We start from the raw sequence: 18,669 nt of genomic DNA, 5'->3' as shown, positions 1-18,669 counted from the left end.
TTGAATGATTGAATGATTGAATGAATGAATGAATGAATGAATGAATGAATGAATGAATGATTGAATGATTGAATGTCTAAATTAGAAAGTCCCTTTAGGGATTTAGGGTTTAAATCAAAAAGTCCCTTCAGGGATTTAGGGTTAAATCAAAAAAGTCCCTTCAGGGATTTAGGGTTGTATTAAAAAGGCCCTTCTATAACTTTGGGTCAATACTCCCTGCCTTTCCAGACCGTTCTGCTTGGCAAATAGTAATTTACCAGCATAATTAAACCGATACTGACCATATAAAACCAGAAAAGCAGGGCGGCTTTCCAGAGGTCTGGTTGTTTTAATAATACAACGGCCGTCAGGGAAATAGCAGTTACTAATACATAATATTGAACAATACTGCTGACGGGATTAATAGGGAACCAGATCGACAACAGAAACAAGATAGGCACGATGAGCGACGATACGAAAAGGCTCAGCCGAGTTACCCAGTAAGATTCCATCACCCCGTGCATCCATCTTTTCCGCTGCCTCAATAGCTCAGGAAATGTATTTACAGGTTCCGAGATACTGATCACTTCTGTTTTGTAGGCCATTTCAAAATCAAAACCGCCGCGCACTATTCCCATAAAAAGGGCGTAATCTTCAACAATTGAAAATCCGATCTTTTCATAGCCGCCAATCTTGAAATACGCTTCCCGCGTCACCGCCATATTATTCCCCATTCCCGTGATCGGGATCTTGAAATGCGAGAAAAAACGCATTGCTGTCAATGCGAACAGCCATTCCATCGAAAGCATATCTGCCAGTAAATGTCTGTTCTTCTTCATTCTCGTCACACCCACAACCACGCCGGTTTTCTGCTTGAAATGCGAAAGCATTTGCGATGCCCAGCCTGGCTGCACTTCTATATCCGCGTCACAGTAAAAGAAATATTCACCCCGCGCTATGTGTGCAAGCTGTGCGAGTACATTGGCCTTTCCCTTCAATCCTGAAATGCGACTGGTGATTTTTACGTATTTAAATTCTGGTTTTCCAGCACTGAATTGCTGTGTAATCCAAGCGGTATTGTCTTCCGAATCATCGTCGCCAATGATGATTTCGAGCTGTTCTTTGGGGAAATCAAGCAAGTCGAGCGAACGAAGGCATCTTTCAATATTCTGCTCTTCATTGCGCGCCGCTACCAATATGCTTATTCGGACCGGATTGTCGGGGCTTGGCATGGATAGCATTATTGCATGGGTAAGGACTCAAAAGTATAACCCTTTTGAGAAAAATGTGCCAGGTATCTTGGAAGTGTGTATTGCATATTCTTTGAAGCTTTGAGGCTGTCGTGGAACAAAACAATCGAGCCATTTCGAGAATATTGAATGCTCTTTTTTAAACATTTTTCAGGCGAAAGCTCCGTTGAGAAATCTCCGCTCAGCACATCCCACATCATGATCTGCCTGTTCTCAAGCACTTTTTTTGATTGTGTTTTCTTGATCCTTCCGTAAGGCGGCCGAAAAAGTACAGTTTGCAGGTTTAGCTGCCCGTCGCATTTTTTTATATTATCTAAATAAATCTCATCTTCCGTTTTCCAGCCATTCATGTGGTTAAAGGTGTGATTACCAACGGAATGTCCAGATTTTAAAACTTTGTGAAAAATATCGGGATGTTTCCGGACATTATCTCCAATGCAAAAAAACGTTGCTTTTGCATTGAAATCCTTCAAAGTTTCAAGCACAAATTCTGTTATATCCGGGATTGGGCCATCGTCGAAGGTGATGAAAAGTTTCTTCTCATTGGTGGGAATTCGCCAGGTAAAGCCAGGAAAAAATGCTCTGAGCCAGAAAGGGGAGTGGTGTAAAAACATGAACTGCGATTCGGTGCGGACTTTAAATATTTTGCTAAATATAGAGGCTCAAAAAATAAGAAGCTGCCCGATACGAGCAGCTTTCTCATCAAAAATAATATTAATTCAGGTCAAAAAACTAGCCTGAGGTTATGCATGCGCGAATATCGGGTTGAACATAGATACCGCTTTTGCTTCCAGGAAAGATTGTCCCATTAAAAATTCATCCACCGATCTTGCAGCCTCACGACCTTCGCTGATCGCCCAAACCACGAGCGATTGTCCGCGGCGGCAGTCACCTGCTGCAAACACTTTTTCGTTACTGGTAGACTGATATCCATTGGTTTTGATATTTCCTCTTTCGTCAAATTCAAGTTCCAGGTCGTTTAGTAAACCTTCCTGTTGCGGGTGAAGAAAACCTGCTGCCAGGAATGCCAGTTCGCAAGGGATATTCCTTTCGCTGCCAGGAACCTCCGCCATTTGCATACGGCCGGTTTCCGGATCTTTCTGCCAGTCGAGGTCAACGATCTTCAATGCTTTCAGATTACCGTTTTCGTCGCCTACAAATTCTTTGGTATTGATCGACCAGTGTCTGTCGCAGCCTTCTTCGTGCGAAGTGGAAGTCCGCAGCATCATTGGCCAGTTTGGCCAGGGCGTGCTCGAATCCCGTTCTTTCGGCGGAATAGGCATTAATTCGATCTGGGTGACAGAAGCAGCTCCGTGACGGCCGGATGTTCCCACACAGTCAGAACCAGTATCGCCACCACCTATTACCACTACATTTTTATCTTTTGCAATGATTTGTCCATTAACATAAGCTGCTCCGCGGTGGTCAACTTCTGGATTGATACCAGCTACTCTTTTGTTTTGCTGGCTCAAAAATTCCATCGCGAAGTGAACACCTTTCAATTGCCGGCCCTGGATTTTTACGTCCCTCGGAACCGTGGAACCCATTGTCAGTACAACCGCGTCGTATTCGTTCGTCAGCTCGTCGGCGGTTATATCCACACCCACATTTACATTAGTACGGAATTCCACACCTTCTGCTTCCATAACTGCCAAACGGCGGTCGATCACGGACTTAGCCAATTTGAAATCGGGGATACCATAGCGAACAAGCCCGCCGATCTGATCTGCTCTTTCCAGCAAAACTACCGAGTGGCCTGCCTGATTGAGCTGGTATGCAGCTGCCAATCCCGCTGGTCCTGAACCTACTACCGCCACTTTTTTACCCGTGCGGGTTTTAGGTGGTTTTGGTACAACAAGTCCCAGTTCAAACGCTTTTTCAATAATTGCCTTCTCAATATATTCGATTGCAACCGGCGGCTTGTTGATCCCCAAAACGCAGGAAGCTTCGCAAGGTGCAGGACAAATGCGGCCGGTAAACTCAGGAAAATTGTTGGTAGAAGCCAGAATTTCGTAGGCCAATGCCCAGTTTTCGTCGTAAACCGCGTCGTTGAATTCCGGGATTATATTTCCAAGAGGGCAGCCATTGTGGCAAAAAGGAATGCCGCAATCCATGCAGCGCGCTGCCTGCTGTTTGGAATGAGAGTCAGTAGGTGCCGTTTCAATCTCGCTGTAATCTTTCAAGCGCTCATCCACACTTCTCTTCTTAGGCAATTCCCGTTCAAACTCTAAAAATCCGGTTGGTTTTCCCATTATTAACTTCTTATTAAATCGTTATTCGAATAGATTAACTAACTGATAGAGAATACATTGTTACTGGTGAACCACATCTACAACGATGTCTTTGTACACCACATTCTTGTCTGCTATCTGCTGTGCCAGCGTGATACCACGACCTTCCAAAGCCTTTTTGAAATCAGAAGGCATCACTTTCACAAAACGCTTCACAGACTGTTCCCAGTTCTGGATCAGCTGGAATGCGACGTTGCTGGTTGTGTATTGGAAATGTTTGTCAAGATATTCGCGCAAAATTCCCTGATCTTCTTCGTTCAGCGCTTCAAGCGAAACCATTTCCATATTAACTTTTTCGCGGAAGTCTCCTGTTTTATCCAAAACATAAGCTACCCCGCCCGACATACCTGCTGCAAAGTTGCGGCCGGTCGATCCGAGAATGATCGCCAATCCGCCGGTCATATATTCCAGTCCGTGGTCTCCTACACCTTCCACTACTACCTTCGCACCCGAGTTACGCACACAGAAACGCTCGCCGGCAGTTCCGCGGATGTACGCGTCGCCGGAGGTAGCTCCGTAGAATGCCACGTTACCGATGATGATATTTTCTTCCGGTTTAAATTTCGAGTCACGATCCGGGTACACGATCAGTTCAGCGCCGCAAAGTCCTTTTCCGAAGTAGTCATTTGCGTCACCTTCCAATTCCAGGCGCACACCGGCAGTATTGAATGCACCGAAACTTTGTCCCGCTGTTCCGCGGAATTTGAAGTGGATATTTCCTTTCGGAAGTCCGCTGCCGCCGTGTTTTTTAGAGATTTCATTAGAAAGCATGGTTCCGAGCGAGCGGTTCAGGTTGTTCACCGGAAACTCCCCGTATATCTCTTCCTTACTTTCCAATGCAGGCTGCGCCGCTTTGATCAAATCTATATCGAGAATACTGTCAATACCGTGATCCTGCTCTTCCTGCTTGAACTGCGCCACGGACAAGTCTCCTTCTTTGTAAAGGATCGCGTCGAAATTCAGGTTTTTATATTTCCAATGCTTGATATCGTTGCGAATTTCAAGGTACTGCGCCTGTCCAACCATTTCATTAACAGTGCGGAAACCAAGCTGCGCCATAATTTCCCGCAATTCCTGCGCCATGAATGTGAACATATTTACCACGTGTTCCGGCTTACCCGAGAACAATGCACGCAGTTCTTTATTTTGCGTAGCCACACCTACCGGACAGGTATTGAGGTGACATTTACGCATCATAATACAACCTGCGGCAACCAGTGCAGCAGTAGCCACACCCCATTCTTCTGCACCCAGCATTGCAGCGATCGCCAAATCACGACCGGTACGCAATTGTCCGTCAGCCTGAACGGTAACCCTTCCGCGCAATTTATTTTTCACCAAAGTCTGGTGCGTTTCAGCCAGTCCAAGCTCCCAGGGTAAACCTGCGTGCCTGATCGAGCTCAATGGAGAAGCGCCTGTTCCGCCATCATAACCTGAGATCAGAATATGGTCTGCGTGTGCTTTCGCTACTCCCGACGCAACGGTACCTACACCAGCTTCGGAAACCAGCTTGACACTGATCCTGGCGGCGCGGTTGGCATTTTTAAGGTCAAATATCAGCTGCGCCAAATCCTCGATCGAGTAAATATCGTGGTGGGGCGGGGGAGATATCAAGCCTACTCCCGGAGTTGAGTGACGCGTACGTCCGATCCAGTCGTCTACTTTAAACCCAGGTAATTGCCCGCCTTCGCCAGGTTTCGCACCTTGCGCGGTTTTGATCTGCAACTCGCCCGCATTGCTCAGATAGTGGCTCGTAACCCCGAAACGGCCGGAAGCAACTTGCTTGATCTGGGAGTTCATGCTGTCGCCATTTGGCAACCGGTTGTACCGCAGCTCATCTTCACCACCTTCACCGGAATTGGACTTTCCACCAATGCGGTTCATCGCGATCGCCAGGGTAGTATGTGCTTCCCAGGAGATCGAACCGAATGACATAGCGCCGGTTGCGAAACGTTTGAATATGCTTTCTACGGGTTCCACCTGCTCGATCGGAATGGAAGTTCCTTTCTTGAAACGAAGCAGGCCGCGTAATGTTAATGCTTTATGTGACTGATCGTCAATCAGTTTCGAGTATTTTTTGAATTGTTCGTAGCTATTGGTCCTTGTCGACTGTTGCAGCAAATGCACAGACTGTGGATTGAAAATGTGTGCCTCGCCGCGTTGTTTCCATTGATATACACCACCTACTTCCAGCCTTGGTTTCTGATCCGGCGTTTCGTGGTAAGCCACTTTGTGACGAACCAGAATTTCACGCGCGATTTCAGAGATACCCATTCCACTAATTCGAGAAATAGTACCGGTGAAATATTTGTCAACTACATCCTTATTCAAACCGACGCATTCAAAAATCTGCGCGCCCTGGTACGATTGCAAGGTGGAGATACCCATTTTCGAGAATATCTTCAAAAGCTCCTTATTAACCGCTTTAATGTAGTTGTAATGCAGTTTTTCGTCTGTAAACTCGCCGTCGATCATGCTTTTCTTATTCATGTAAGAAAGCGTTTCGAAAGCCATGTACGGACAAATACCCGCTGCACCATAACCGATCAATGTGGCCACGTGGTGCGTTTCCCAAACGTCACCTGCTTCAACCAAAAGTCCAACCTTACCTCTTAATCCTTCGCGGATCAAATGGTGGTGAATAGTGGCAGTAGCAAGCAGCGAAGGAATAGGCGCGTGGTCTGAATCGATCGCGCGGTCGGAAAGGATCAATATTTCGAAACCATCTTCAATCGCGTCGGTTGCGTAACGGCAAATGCGTTCCAGTGCTCTTTCAAGCGCTTTTCCACCTTCGTCGGCGCGGAAATAGGTATTGATCGTTTTCGCCTGGAAACCGTCTTTATCCACAAAACGCAGCTTGTCAAATTCCTGCACCGAAAGGATCGGGTGAGGTAATGCGATCTGGCGGCAGTGTTTTGGGGTTTCGGTTAAAATATTTTCAGTGCTGCCTACAAACGAGATCAGCGACATGATCGCACGCTCGCGGATCGAGTCGATCGGCGGGTTGGTAACCTGCGCGAAAAGTTGTTTGAAGTAAGTCGATAAATGCTGGCTCTGCTCGGAAAGTACCGCCAAAGGAGAATCCGTTCCCATCGAGCCGATCGCTTCCAGTCCCGTTTGCGCCATCGGCGCCAGAATCATCCGCAGATCTTCCGAAGTATATCCGAATGCAACCTGACGTTTCAGCAATGCATTTTCATCATAAGCACGGTAAGTGCGGATCGGGTGATCGAGCTGGTCTACGTGCAGTTTATTTTCGTCCAGCCATTTCTGATAAGGCTGCGCCTTGCATACAGAAGCTTTAATTTCTTCGTCAGGAATAATGCGTCCCTGCTCCATATCCACGACAAACATCCGTCCCGGTTGCAGGCGGCCTTTGGTCACTACGCGTGACTGGTCTACTTCCAAAACCCCGGCTTCGGAAGCCATAATGATGGTATCATCGTCCAAAACCCAATATCTCGACGGGCGAAGTCCATTTCTATCGAGGGTAGCGCCTACCATTTTTCCATCCGTGAATGAAATAGAAGCAGGTCCGTCCCACGGTTCCATGATCGCGGCGTGGTATTCGTAGAATGCGCGACGGTCGGGGTCCATTTGTTCGTTTCCGTCCCAGGCTTCCGGGATCAGCATCATCATCACGTGCGGCAACGAGCGGCCCGACAAATGCAGCATTTCGATCGCATTGTCCAGGTTAGCGGAGTCGGACTGGTTCCTGTCGCAAATCGGCAGGAGCATATCCATTTCTTCTTTGGTGAAAAGGTCAGACTGGAAAGATTTCTCTCCGGCGCGGATCCAGTTCACATTCCCTTTTACCGTATTGATCTCACCATTATGCGCAATGTACCGGAAAGGTTGCGCCAGTTCCCACGATGGGAAAGTATTGGTAGAAAAACGCGAATGGACAACTGCAAGCGCAGAAACCACAGATTCGTTTTCGAGATCAGGGAAATAATATTTCAGCTGGGCAGTGGTAAGCTGGCCTTTATATGAAATCGTGCGGCACGAAAGCGACGAATAATAGAAGCTTTTTGCACCACCTTTTACAGTGTCTTTAATCAATCGGGTAGAAACCTGACGAAGGATAAAAAGCTTTCTTTCGAATGCGGTATCCTCAGTAATATCGTCCGGACGCTTGATGAAAACCTGCTCCACACAAGGTTCAACCGAAAGTGATCCTTCTCCCAATGTATTGTTCAGGGTAGGCACGCTGCGGTAACCCAGCAATTGCAGGCCAAGCTTTTTAATCTTGCGGTTTAAAATGTCGCGGCACTCTTCCCGGATCGTTTCGTTGCCCGGAAAGAAGATCATACCCACGCCATATTCGCCGGCAGCAGGAAGGTGGAAACCCAGTTTTATAGATTCTTCAACAAAGAATTCATGTGGTATTTGAATGAGGATTCCGGCACCGTCACCAGTATTAGGGTCAAAACCGGTAGCACCCCTATGTTCCATTCTCTCTAACATGTGAATAGCGTCGGCCACAATTTGGTGTGACTTTCGGCCTTTGATGTTAGCCCGGAAACCGATCCCACAGGCATCATGCTCAAATTCCGGACGGTACAGTCCCTGATTTTCTACCATTGATTCAGACATTTGCGACATTTATCGAAGATTGTAGGGTAATTACCAAATTCGTAATTAGAATTTGTTTAAATAACCAATTTAAAAAAAGTGCTAAACCGCTTTTGTAGTATGGATAGGGTAAAGCCACGCAAGATAATCATAAAAAATATTTGGCTTATTACGCGAATGGCAAAATTTTCTACTAGTCGGTGTTTTTTGATTATTTAGTTACAATTATTATAAAAATATTGCTAGAAATGTAAGGAGAGCGTTCAATTGTTAGGAAAATGGAAATCAAATTTCCACAATTCGCCATCTTGGAAGATTATAAATTTGCTCTGGGTAAAAGACAAAAAAGCCACCCCGATCTTGAACTCGAAGTGGCTGTTCTGTATTAAGGCTTTGAATATCAGGGTTCTTTTGATTCGCTCACACCTTCGTAATCTTCGTCATCGTAATCATCATCTCCTGCGCCAAATTCGTTTTCAAGTTTATGCATAAAAACAGCGTCGATCGCTTCTTCTTTAGTTGGTAAAATCGTCAGATCCGGAATTTTCAAACTTTCCAGCAAATCCATAAAATCGTCGTCGCGGGTGACGATCGCCAGCATACCCAGATCGTTTGCACAAAGCCAGTTCACCTTTTTCAGGGTCACAGTTCCCGGCGCGTCGACCGATTTGACGGACTGCATGTTCACGATCAGACTATGATAACCTTCTTTGAAAAGGCCCCTGGCGGTTTCCTCAAATGCAGCGGGCACTTCTCCGCCAAAAGCAGGCTCTTCCAGTTCGATATATACGTATTGTTCTTTCTTTTCCAGTTTAAAGTTCATTGTTGTGTTGTTTCGTCAAAACAATAGTTTGAATGAATTTTTCTAAATCAGTTTGTTTGTAAAGTTCTGAGAATTGCTTCCTCAATCCGCTTCACAGGGTTATCCAGGTTATTTTTCTGAAATTTGTTCCCGGTCACTTTTTCGAATAGCTCGATATATCTGGCCGAGATCAGTTCAACGCGCTGGTCTGTCATTTCCGGTACATCCTGCCCGTCTTTACCCTGGAAACCATTCTGAATGAGCCATTCCCTTACAAATTCCTTGCTAAGCTGTTTCTGGGGCAATCCCGCCTCCTGATTTTCCGCATATACGTCCTGATAAAAATACCGGGAAGAGTCGGGCGTGTGGATTTCATCGATCAGGTAAATGGTCCCGTCGAGTTGTCCGAACTCATATTTGGTATCTACCAGGATCAACCCCTGATCGGCCGCCATTTCAGTTCCTTTTGCAAACAATGCCAGCGTATAGCGTTCCAGGTGCTCATATTCATCCTCACTTACCAGTCCCTGGGCCAGTATCTCCTCCCTCGAAATATCCTCGTCGTGTCCTTCGTGCGCCTTGGTAGTCGGCGTGATGATCGGCTCTGGCAGCTTATCGTTTTCTTTAAGACCTTCTGGTAAAGAAACACCGCAAACCGACCTTTTTCCCGCAGCATATTCCCGCCAGGCGTGACCAGCCAGGTAACCTCGCACGACCATTTCCACAGGGTAAGCCTGGCATTTCAGACCAATACTCACATTCGGGTCCGGCACTTCCAGGAGCCAGTTGGGAACAATACCGGAAGTTGCATTCAAGAAGTGCGCTGCGATCTGGTTCAAAACCTGCCCCTTGTAGGGAATCGCGCGGGGAAGAATCACGTCAAAGGCCGAAATGCGGTCGGTAGCGACCATTACCAGCTTTTTTTCAAAAGAGTAAACATCCCTTACTTTTCCTTTGTAAAACCCTGTTTGTCCGGGAAACTGGAAGTTGGTTCCTGAAATGCTGTTCATTAGTTTATATTAAAAATTACCATTCGATTTCATCTGTCTTCTTCGCCTGCGTATTGTATTGCTTTCTGCGGAGCTGGTAAATATATTGGCTTTCGTTCGATTTCATGGCATCCAAAATCGCACGCGCCTGGTCCTCAGACATATTCATTTGTTTCAGACTTTTTAGCAATTCCTCCTTTTTCGCATCATTCGTCAACTCGCGGCCTTGGGTATTTGGAAGCGGTTCGGCTGGCCTGTCTTGTTCAGCCTTCGTCTGCTGGGTGGATTTCTTTTTTTCGGTATGAATATCGGACGGACTTTCCTCTCCCGAGAAGTTTTTCTTCAAAACAATATAATTCTGTCTGGCAAGCTGGTTGCCCGGTTCAAGTCGAAGTGCGGTACGAAGGTTCCCAAGAGCGCCTGCGGTATCTTTTCCCGCGACCAGTATCAATGCAATCTGGCTGTTAGCGACCGACGCAATCGCGCTATCGTCAATATCACTGAGCAGGCGGTAATGTTTCATTGCCTGCTTGTAGTTTTTGGTCAGGTAAAGGGAATGTGCCAGGTTAAGGCGCGCGGCAGGAGCTGAAAACAGCGAACCGTAAGTAATTTGGTTGTACAGCTCAGCCGAACGTTTGTATTCTTTACTCTGGTAGGCTTGCTCAGCGTCGACTTTTCGCTGATTTGCTTTGGTAATTGAATCGAAAGTCCGGTTATCCCAAAGCCAGAGAAGGACATAAAGAATAAGTGCCGTCATATCGATTTTGATATTGGAAGCCCAAAAATAGGAATTGATCTTTATAGTCGGAACGTTCCGATGGTAATTAAAATGTCGAGCAAAATCAGGATCAGCGCCGCGCCGAGGAAGTAATAGTACTTATTACTAACCACCGTGATTGTCCTTGAATCAACGAGCGTACCTTCTGCAACATCGATATCATTCGTGAGCTTGGACATTTCGTTTTTGGAATTATTAAGCTCGTAATAAGTGCCTCTGGTTGCGCTGGCCATCGTTTGCAGGAAGCTTTCGTCAAGCTGGCTGATCACCAGTTTGTCGTTATTGTCCATCAACGGCTTCCCGTCCTGCTGAATGCTGATCCCAACCTTGGTGCCTACTGCCACGGCGTAAAAACCGATCCCGAATCTTCTCAGATTATTATAAAGCGTACTGCTGCATCCCGAGTTATTTTCGCCGTCGCTAAAAAGCACCACCATTTTGGAGCGCCCGGTGGGGTCATTTGCACCGGTCAGCTTATTGAATGCAAGCTCTATCGCAGAGCAGACATTGGTGCCGCTGGTGGGCAGCAAATCCGTTTGGAGTGACTGAATAAAAAGCTCCAATGCGGCTCTGTCGTAAGTGAGCGGCACGTGGATGAATGCATCATTTGAAAAAATAATGATCCCTATTCTGTTCGCGACTTCATTCTGCACAAATCTGTTGATTTCGTACTTCACCTTTTCCAGCCGCGAAGGCGTCACATCTGCTGCGTCCATTGATTTCGACAAATCCACTACAAGAAAAATATCTTTTCCTTTTGCCTTGATATCCCGTTCCGCCTCTCCGAACGAAGGTCCGAGCAGACTGACGATCAAAAGTGAGAAGGTAATACTTCTTAAAAAGAGCTTGATGATAAGTGTCCGAGCGGTGGTCTGTAACTGCCTTGCGACCCGCACGGTACGGATAATGTAGGCGGTGTAGAGGAAAATAAATAAAAAGACAAAAAAATATTCTGTGGTTCCAAATGGATAATTCCAGTTCATAATGAACGGCTTGGGTAATTAAAACTTTCGCCAAAAATAGGCATTTGCGGCTTCTGATAAAGTTTTTTTAGCCGAATGTTTGCTTTTCTGAAACGCAACCCTCTATATTTGCAACCCAGAACGGAAAGAAGGAGGGATGGGTGAGTGGCTGAAACCAGTAGTTTGCTAAACTGCCGTACTCGCAAGGGTACCGCGGGTTCGAATCCCGCTTCCTCTACACTCGATCTGGGAATGAAAGTTAAGAAGACCGAAATCAAATAGATGAAGGTCAATACCGCGGGGAGTGGCGCAGCCCGGTAGCGCATCTGGTTTGGGACCAGAGGGTCGCAGGTTCGAATCCTGTCTCCCCGACAAAAAGGCAGTCAGCCGTATGCAGATACTGCTAACTGCCTTTTTTCTTTGGTCCGGTAGCTCAGCTGGATAGAGCAGCTGCCTTCTAAGCAGCAGGTCATGTGTTCGAATCACATCCGGATCACTTGAATATAAAGCACTTACGAGATAAAACTTGTAGGTGCTTTTTTATTTGATAGTATTTTTGACATTCGGCACTGCCCGCAGCGTCCGCTTCTAAGCAGCAGGTCATGTCCGGGCCGCCGGGCGGTTCGAATCACATCCGGATCACTTGAATATCAGCACTTACGAGATAACACTTGTAGGTGCTTTTTTGTTTGGCAGTTTATAGTAAATAGGATCATTGATTCTGTTGCTTCATTCGTTGAGTGATTATAGAAATTTCTTGATACAGTTGCGTGATCTGTCGAAAGAGCTCCCTCTGTTTCGCCCGCAGCTCTTTGGCTTCTTCAATCAGCTGCTTTGAATTCTTAATAGCTTCGTTTGCTTTTAATATCGTCAGATTTTCCATGACAAAGCGTATTTGATGAAGCCGCACCACTTATAAAAATTATTCCAATAAGCTGTAAGCGAGCCAAATAAATGGTACCTACCGATAGATAATTCTATCCATTATTGATCTGCTTATCTTGGAAATAAGGATTATCATTAAGGAAAGTAACAATCTCCCCAATCTATCATTTAACTCAAAATACCTTGTGATGGCAAATCAGTTTGCTGAGTGGCGCGAAGCAGTGATTACGAAAGTGGCCGAATTAAAACGGACCGACAAGAAATTGAAATTCTTCGGCGCAAAAACGCACAAATATTCCTTCAACCCGCCGCTCTCTTTGGAAGAGGCTGATTTATTTGAAAAAACGCACCAAATACAGCTTCCTCCTGACTATAGATTTTTCATCACGCAAATAGGGAACGGAGGTGCGGGGCCATATTATGGTTTGAGACCATTGCAAGACTTCAATGCGCATTACATTCATCACGAAGTGGAGCCACCAGCGGTATATCTTCAACAACCCTTCCCCGCGCATTACTGGCTTAACGAAGCCGAAACTCGCATTACCAGGGACATGATACAACAAAGCGTTTTCGGCACGATCAGTATCTGTGAGGAGGGCGACGGCTATAATCATCTGCTGATCGCCGCAGGTAAGGAAACGAACAATGTGTGGTTCGATGGTTCAGTAACCGATCAGGGTATGATTCCCTTCTCAATGCCTGAAAAAGAGCGTTTTTCCTTTTTTGACTGGTACAACAGCTGGTTAGATCTGGCTTATCAGGAGCTCGTCCAATAGTTGTTAGCGACCTAACCTGTCCACGAAATCCCCACATAGCGCATTAAAGCTGAAAGCCCAGTCAGCAAGTCACCACTGTACTACCGTTAAATCATCGCGGCAATACCTTTAAAAAGCTACGAAACATTTCGCGACCCGAAAGGCATGGATTTCGTGACGGTTGATTTGAATTTCAATCAAGAAACCTAAAAACGATATCACCCATGAAAAGATCCAGTTTGATTCCTTTCAAATCAGGAACCGTCAAAAAGTAGCAGTTTTTCTTTCCATTCACCATCGCATTCAGCGGGATTACTTATTCCATTCGGGCGACCGGACCTAGCGATTTCCTCTTATACAGAGCCGGAGAAATTGCGTCCCGCTGATGCGCCAATCTTCAAAATTATGAGATTATCAGCAACAATTTTGTTCTGCCTGATCATATTCTCCGTATGCGGGCAGGAACGTATAACGATCAGCGGAGTGGTCAAAGAAAAAGGGAGCCAGGAGTTGCTTGCCGGTGTAAACGTTTACATTCCTGGTACTTCAACTGGTATAGCGACCAACAATTACGGTTTCTACTCGCTAACCATACCCGCTTCGGATTCAGTAACCATTTCTTGCTCGCTTGTGGGTTATGAAACAATTCAACGTACTATCAGCGCGCGGAACAACGCCCAACTGAATATTCTTTTACCTTCCGCCCGACAGTTAGAGGAAGTAACCGTTTCCGCACGCAGGCAGGAAGAAAATGTGAGCGGCTCGGTACAAATGAGTGTCCTTGAAATCCCTATTGAACAAATCAAAAAAATGCCTTCGCTATTTGGGGAAAAGGATGTGATAAAAGGGCTCCAACTGATGCCGGGTGTTCAGAAGGGTTCGGAGGGGCAAACCGGGCTGTATGTCCGTGGAGGCGGGCCCGATCAGAATCTGATTATCCTGGATGATGCGGTCGTTTACAATGCAAGTCACCTTTTCGGTTTTTTCTCGGTATTCAATAGCGACGCGATCAGGAATGTCGAGCTGACAAAGGGAGGCTTTCCTGCACGTTATGGCGGCCGGCTTTCATCCGTCGTAGAATTGAATATGAAGGAGGGGAGCAAGGATAAACTGCACGGAGAGGGTGGGATCGGACTTATTGCTTCCCGGCTGACGCTGGAAGGACCTCTTTCCAAAGGAAAATCATCTTTTCTGATCTCGGGAAGAAGAACATATATTGATCTGCTTGCTGCACCTTTTCTTGGAAAACCGCAGAAACCGGGGCAAAGCAAAGTCCGGCCCGGCTATTATTTCTACGATATGAATGCAAAGATAAACTTTGATCTGGGGCCGAAAGACAAGCTGTACCTGAGCGGATACCTCGGGCAGGACAAATTTTACATTAAAGAAAACCGTGATGATTTCCAGATGCGGGCCGGTCTGGATTGGGGCAATGCAACCGCCACAATGCGTTGGAACCACATTTTGAATTCGAAGCTTTTTGTAAATACTTCCCTCGTCTTTACTGATTTCAATTTTGCGACAACAAGCTACACGAAGGAATCTTTCGATAAAGAGCAGGAACCCACGGAATCGAACATGCGCTACGATTCACACATCAGGGATTTTAGTTTAAAAGCAGATTTTGATTACTACCCGACGGCTTCCCATTCGATCAAATTCGGCGGCCAGGCCACACTGCACAAATCTGTTCCCTCTGCTATTGCAATAAAAGGTTTTAATAGTGAACAAGCTATAAATCCGGTTGAAAACCCTGTTCGTTCACTGGAATCGGCTATTTATGTAGAAGATACCTGGCAGCCTTTTGATGCATTAAAAATGAATCTGGGTTTTCGGTTGAGTCATTTCAAGTCGGAAAAAAAGAGTTATATCAATCCCGAGCCACGCTTTTCAGCGGCACTAAAACTAGCTACTGACTTCTCGGCCAAGGTTTCGTATGCAAAGATGAACCAATATGTTCACCTGCTTTCAAATACCGGAATGGGGCTTCCCACTGATCTTTGGGTAACCAGCACGGATCAAATCGCACCGCAGCAGTCAAGTCAAATCGCATTCGGATTTGCCAAAGATCTGCCAAACCGTGGACTTACATTTACATTGGAGGGTTTTTACAAGAATATGAACAATATCCTCAGCTACAAGGAAGGCGCTACTTTCCTGGGTCTCAGCGGAGCCAATGCAAATGATGTGAAGTGGCAGGATAATGTGACGGTGGGAAATGGCTGGTCTTACGGATCAGAATTTCTTCTGCAAAAAAAGCGGGGCAAACTTTCGGGCTGGGTTGGTTATACGCTTTCGTGGATCTACTGGAAGTTTCCCGAGCTGAATAACGGACAGACATTTTATCCAAGGTACGATCGCCGCCACGATCTTTCTATTGTCAGTATTTATGAGTTTAACAAGAGGGTCTCGTTGTCTGCGAGCTGGGTTTACGGGACCGGGAATGCACTTACGATTCCCGCCGCCACGTACGATGCAATCGATAACAGCTTTTTCAGCAGCTACAATCCAAATGAACATTCCCTGAACAAAACCAAGGGAGGATACCGGGTTACGGAATATAAGGGGAAGAATGACTTCCGGGCAGAAGCATTTCATCGGATGGATCTCGCCATACAGTTTCATAAAAAGAAAAAGCGGTACGAGCGCACCTGGGAAATTAGCGTATATAATGTCTATAACCGGAAAAACGTCTTCTTCTATGACATTTCACAAGATATCCTGCCAGGCGGGGAGCGCAAAACTTATCTCAATAAGTACTCGCTGTTTCCGGTAATTCCTTCTGTTAGTTACAACTTCAAATTTTAAGTCATGAACACACTAAAAACGATTTCCTGCATTGTTCTGCTGACCATTTATCTGACATCCTGCGAGTCGCTGGTCACCGACATTCCGCCTTCGAAGCTTCCGCAGATTGAATCAAAGCTGGTTATAAACTCGATTATTTCGCCTCAGCTGCCTTTTATTAACGTGATAGTCTCTGAATCTGCACCGATGTTCAATGGTGCAGGGGCAGTGGAAAAAAGTCTGGATAATGCGACGGTCCTGATTTCCGACGGGATCAATGAAATGCAGATTCCATACGATTCGGCCAACAAGATTTATAGTCTTCCGCAGTCACAGTTTCCTATTGTTCCGTCGAAGAAATATGTACTTACTGTTTCGGATGGGAAAAGAAATGTATCCGCCGAATGCACGGTTCCGGGCAAAGTACCAGTTATTAAATCGTATGCATTTGACACATTGCTGATTTTAAGCTCTATATATCAAAATATCGATCCCCTCAATAAGGACTCGGCCATTACTTTGAATATAGCCTGGCAGGATATCCCCTCAGATACCAACAATTACAAAGTGCATGCGCTTATTGATTTTGACTACAACGTTGCCGCACCAAAATTAAATGGGGTATTCGTTGAGAAAAGGATTGTTGTACAACATAAATTCAATTGGAGATGGCGAACGGAGAAAAATGAAATTTTGAGTGACAACCATTTGAATGGCGCAATACTTAATTCGCCCGTCGGAAAAGTTAATTTACCGCAGCAAAGTGAACGAACAAACAAAGATGGGAGTAAGGTCATAGTTTACCCCAACACCAAAATTAAGGAAGTGCTGATGAGCGTATTTAATATTGATATCAACTACTATAAATATCAACGCTCGCTGGAAATCAGGAACAGTTCGGATAACCCTTTTGCGGAGCCGACACTGGTCTATACCAATGTAAAAGGCGGGCTGGGCTGCTTTGGGGCTTATAATGCTGCACAAATCAAGCTCACAGACCCAAAGTAAGACCTTACCCGCCTTTGAAAACAGTTACTTCACTAAATCCACAACAGTCACCACACTCCGCGCAGGAACCGTCACTGCTGACCCGTTACCTGGCTTATTGCCGGGTTGCAGGTCAGCGGAGGCGGAGGTAGTGTAGGTTTTGCGTTTTGTGGGCTCGTTTCCGGGGATATTCAATTCGATCTCGGCAGGAGCAGAGTCAGAGTTGATGATCACGGTTACCAGCTTGTTGTCCGCATTTTTATAAGAAGAAATCAGCAATTTCTCGTTTTCAGAAATACCGGAAACGGCAACCCGCGTCGCGCCCGGGCGAATGAACTGACTGAAATTTCCCAATGCCCAGAGCATTTTGGAGGACTTATATTCACCGTCACTTTTGTTTTTATCAATATAAACCAACCCGTCCTTGTAATCGTAAGGCGAGATTGCGATCCACCAGTGCCAGGCAGTTGCGTTGGCGTTAACAAGGTCATTATGAATTACTTTCGCAACGTAAAGTCCAGGATCAATGCCCAGATCTTTACCTCCGCCCTTGATCTCTCCCTCATTATCTCCCAAAATACAGTACTCCGACATCCAGTATTGTAACCCGGGAACAGTTTTCAATGCAGCCGAAACCTGCTGCCTTTTCATCACCGCATTCTTGTAAGTGGAAGTTGTGAAATAGCTGTGACCAGAGATTACGGGAGTTATATTCGACATATCCCCAACATATTCCGCTGAGCTTTTATCAAAAAATGCCTTGATCTGATCTCCGCGGCCCGGTTTATTACTTTGAGAATATAAATAATCAATTTGCCCGGCTTCGGCGATATTGATTTTGGTTGAAAGGTTTTTGCTTAAAAGCGCCTTGCTGAGAGACCTGGTAATACCCGCGATTTCATTGTTATAAAACGGCGTTCCTTCCTGGCCGCCGTCGCTCCAATCCCATTGCGGCTCATTGACAGGGCTGATATAATCGAACAAAATGCCCGTTTTCTTCTGAATTCCGGCAACTACATCCGACATGAACCCGGCGAACTGCTCAAACTTCCCCGCAGAAAGGTTCGACTTACCGTTATCCGCATAACCCTTTTTGTTATTTGTAAACTGTACCGGCGGACTATTCGGAAACGCCAGAAAGCTGCTGACACCACGCGTTTTGGCCGCATTCAGAAACCAGACCTGCCCCGCTTGTTTCTCCCAGTTATATGTTCCATCATTATTGAGAAACGATTCCGCGCGCCGCCACTCGTCTTTGATACCACTGTTTTCGCCCTGCTCGGCAGTTCCTGCGCCGATATTAAAGCGCCACATCGAAAGTCCGATCCCTTTCAGGCGCCCGTCGGCCAGCGTATCCTGACTGAAAAGCAGATCGGCAATGCCATTTTTCTTCGCATCCGGCCATTTCCCGACAAACTGCGCGGACCATGCGTCCGAAGCGCCGAAATGTGAAATGGTTTGGTAAGTTTTGGAAGGGTCAATTGTAATTTTTATAGCCGCACGCGTATCCGGCACATTTTGGCTGGCGGGCTCACTGCCTGCGCAGGCGGACAAAGAGGAGAGAAGACCGAGGGAAAAAAGTAGCTTACGGTATTTATGCATCGCTATCCGTTTTTGGTTTTAGGT

At 46.1% G+C, this 18,669-nt stretch carries 13 protein-coding genes and 3 tRNA genes; 6 read left to right on the top strand and 10 right to left on the bottom strand.

Features of this window, described 5'->3' with window-relative positions; genetic code table 11:
- Window positions 1–206: 206 nt before the first annotated feature.
- The 8 genes from KOD92_RS02400 to KOD92_RS02365 form a co-directional block, all read right to left on the bottom strand.
- Complete coding sequence (locus tag KOD92_RS02400) at window positions 207–1,220, bottom strand: glycosyltransferase (RefSeq protein ID WP_215231917.1); 1,014 nt, start codon at window positions 1,218–1,220, stop codon at window positions 207–209.
- Window positions 1,220–1,843 (bottom strand): polysaccharide deacetylase family protein, encoded by a 624-nt coding sequence (locus KOD92_RS02395; protein WP_215231916.1) that lies wholly within the window; start codon window positions 1,841–1,843, stop codon window positions 1,220–1,222. Before KOD92_RS02395 ends, KOD92_RS02400 begins: the two co-directional genes overlap by 1 nt.
- A 129-nt stretch (window positions 1,844–1,972) precedes the next feature.
- Window positions 1,973–3,481, bottom strand: a complete 1,509-nt coding sequence (locus KOD92_RS02390; protein ID WP_215231915.1) for a glutamate synthase subunit beta — start codon at window positions 3,479–3,481, stop codon at window positions 1,973–1,975.
- A gap of 60 nt (window positions 3,482–3,541) precedes the next feature.
- Entirely contained in the window at window positions 3,542–8,125 is a 4,584-nt protein-coding gene (gene gltB, locus KOD92_RS02385; protein WP_215231914.1) for a glutamate synthase large subunit, read from the bottom strand.
- A 370-nt stretch (window positions 8,126–8,495) separates the two neighbouring features.
- On the bottom strand, window positions 8,496–8,918 hold the full coding sequence (locus KOD92_RS02380; protein ID WP_215231913.1) for an STAS domain-containing protein: 423 nt from the start codon (window positions 8,916–8,918) through the stop codon (window positions 8,496–8,498).
- Between the two features lie 47 nt (window positions 8,919–8,965).
- Window positions 8,966–9,907, bottom strand: a complete 942-nt coding sequence (locus tag KOD92_RS02375; RefSeq protein WP_215231912.1) for a phosphoribosylaminoimidazolesuccinocarboxamide synthase — start codon at window positions 9,905–9,907, stop codon at window positions 8,966–8,968.
- Window positions 9,908–9,923: 16 nt separating this feature from the next.
- A complete protein-coding gene (locus tag KOD92_RS02370) occupies window positions 9,924–10,643 on the bottom strand; it encodes a tetratricopeptide repeat protein (RefSeq protein ID WP_215231911.1) in 720 nt (239 codons plus the stop codon).
- A 41-nt stretch (window positions 10,644–10,684) separates the two neighbouring features.
- A complete protein-coding gene (locus KOD92_RS02365) occupies window positions 10,685–11,647 on the bottom strand; it encodes a vWA domain-containing protein (RefSeq protein WP_215231910.1) in 963 nt (320 codons plus the stop codon).
- A gap of 130 nt (window positions 11,648–11,777) precedes the next feature.
- Here KOD92_RS02365 and KOD92_RS02360 point away from each other — a divergent pair.
- The 3 genes from KOD92_RS02360 (at window position 11,778) to KOD92_RS02350 (ending at window position 12,122) form a co-directional block, all read left to right on the top strand.
- Window positions 11,778–11,864: transfer RNA gene (locus KOD92_RS02360), tRNA-Ser, on the top strand.
- 60 nt (window positions 11,865–11,924) lie between these two features.
- Window positions 11,925–11,998 (top strand) — tRNA-Pro (locus KOD92_RS02355).
- Window positions 11,999–12,048: 50 nt separating this feature from the next.
- Window positions 12,049–12,122, top strand: a tRNA-Arg gene (locus tag KOD92_RS02350).
- Window positions 12,123–12,338: 216 nt separating this feature from the next.
- Here the strand turns inward: KOD92_RS02350 and KOD92_RS02345 are convergent.
- Window positions 12,339–12,509: a hypothetical protein gene (locus tag KOD92_RS02345; RefSeq protein ID WP_215231909.1), complete on the bottom strand. Its 171-nt coding sequence runs from the start codon at window positions 12,507–12,509 to the stop codon at window positions 12,339–12,341.
- A 190-nt stretch (window positions 12,510–12,699) separates the two neighbouring features.
- Here KOD92_RS02345 and KOD92_RS02340 point away from each other — a divergent pair, with 190 nt between their 5' ends.
- The 3 genes from KOD92_RS02340 to KOD92_RS02330 all read left to right on the top strand — a co-directional run bounded on the left by KOD92_RS02340 (window position 12,700) and on the right by KOD92_RS02330 (window position 17,064).
- Window positions 12,700–13,290, top strand: coding sequence for an SMI1/KNR4 family protein (locus tag KOD92_RS02340; protein WP_215231908.1), 591 nt, complete (start codon window positions 12,700–12,702; stop codon window positions 13,288–13,290).
- 384 nt (window positions 13,291–13,674) lie between these two features.
- The gene (locus tag KOD92_RS02335; protein WP_215231907.1) at window positions 13,675–16,077 is read left to right on the top strand and encodes a TonB-dependent receptor; all 2,403 of its coding nucleotides are present in this window, start codon (window positions 13,675–13,677) and stop codon (window positions 16,075–16,077) included.
- Window positions 16,078–16,080: 3 nt separating this feature from the next.
- Entirely contained in the window at window positions 16,081–17,064 is a 984-nt protein-coding gene (locus KOD92_RS02330) for a DUF4249 domain-containing protein (protein ID WP_215231906.1), read from the top strand.
- Window positions 17,065–17,088: 24 nt separating this feature from the next.
- On the opposite strand, the gene KOD92_RS02325 is transcribed toward KOD92_RS02330, so the two are convergent.
- Window positions 17,089–18,645 (bottom strand): glycoside hydrolase family 30 protein, encoded by a 1,557-nt coding sequence (locus KOD92_RS02325; RefSeq protein ID WP_215231905.1) that lies wholly within the window; start codon window positions 18,643–18,645, stop codon window positions 17,089–17,091.
- Between the last annotated feature and the right edge of the window lie 24 nt (window positions 18,646–18,669).

The sequence above is a fragment of the Dyadobacter linearis genome, assembly GCF_907165045.1.
In the GTDB taxonomy this organism is placed as follows: Bacteria; Bacteroidota; Bacteroidia; order Cytophagales; family Spirosomataceae; genus Dyadobacter; species Dyadobacter linearis.
Note: the sequence above shows the minus strand (reverse complement) of the source record. Positions and strands in the feature narration are given on the sequence as shown.

What these genes read in the sequence shown, in the direction of transcription:
- KOD92_RS02400 (WP_215231917.1), bottom strand. Translation starts at nt 1,220, where the DNA reads ATGCTATCCATGCCAAGCCCCGACAATCCGGTCCGAATAAGCATATTG.
- KOD92_RS02395 (WP_215231916.1), bottom strand. Translation starts at nt 1,843, where the DNA reads ATGTTTTTACACCACTCCCCTTTCTGGCTCAGAGCATTTTTTCCTGGC.
- KOD92_RS02390 (WP_215231915.1), bottom strand. Translation starts at nt 3,481, where the DNA reads ATGGGAAAACCAACCGGATTTTTAGAGTTTGAACGGGAATTGCCTAAG.
- gltB (WP_215231914.1), bottom strand. Translation starts at nt 8,125, where the DNA reads ATGTCGCAAATGTCTGAATCAATGGTAGAAAATCAGGGACTGTACCGT.
- KOD92_RS02380 (WP_215231913.1), bottom strand. Translation starts at nt 8,918, where the DNA reads ATGAACTTTAAACTGGAAAAGAAAGAACAATACGTATATATCGAACTG.
- KOD92_RS02375 (WP_215231912.1), bottom strand. Translation starts at nt 9,907, where the DNA reads ATGAACAGCATTTCAGGAACCAACTTCCAGTTTCCCGGACAAACAGGG.
- KOD92_RS02370 (WP_215231911.1), bottom strand. Translation starts at nt 10,643, where the DNA reads ATGACGGCACTTATTCTTTATGTCCTTCTCTGGCTTTGGGATAACCGG.
- KOD92_RS02365 (WP_215231910.1), bottom strand. Translation starts at nt 11,647, where the DNA reads ATGAACTGGAATTATCCATTTGGAACCACAGAATATTTTTTTGTCTTT.
- KOD92_RS02345 (WP_215231909.1), bottom strand. Translation starts at nt 12,509, where the DNA reads ATGGAAAATCTGACGATATTAAAAGCAAACGAAGCTATTAAGAATTCA.
- KOD92_RS02340 (WP_215231908.1), top strand. Translation starts at nt 12,700, where the DNA reads ATGGCAAATCAGTTTGCTGAGTGGCGCGAAGCAGTGATTACGAAAGTG.
- KOD92_RS02335 (WP_215231907.1), top strand. Translation starts at nt 13,675, where the DNA reads ATGAGATTATCAGCAACAATTTTGTTCTGCCTGATCATATTCTCCGTA.
- KOD92_RS02330 (WP_215231906.1), top strand. Translation starts at nt 16,081, where the DNA reads ATGAACACACTAAAAACGATTTCCTGCATTGTTCTGCTGACCATTTAT.
- KOD92_RS02325 (WP_215231905.1), bottom strand. Translation starts at nt 18,645, where the DNA reads ATGCATAAATACCGTAAGCTACTTTTTTCCCTCGGTCTTCTCTCCTCT.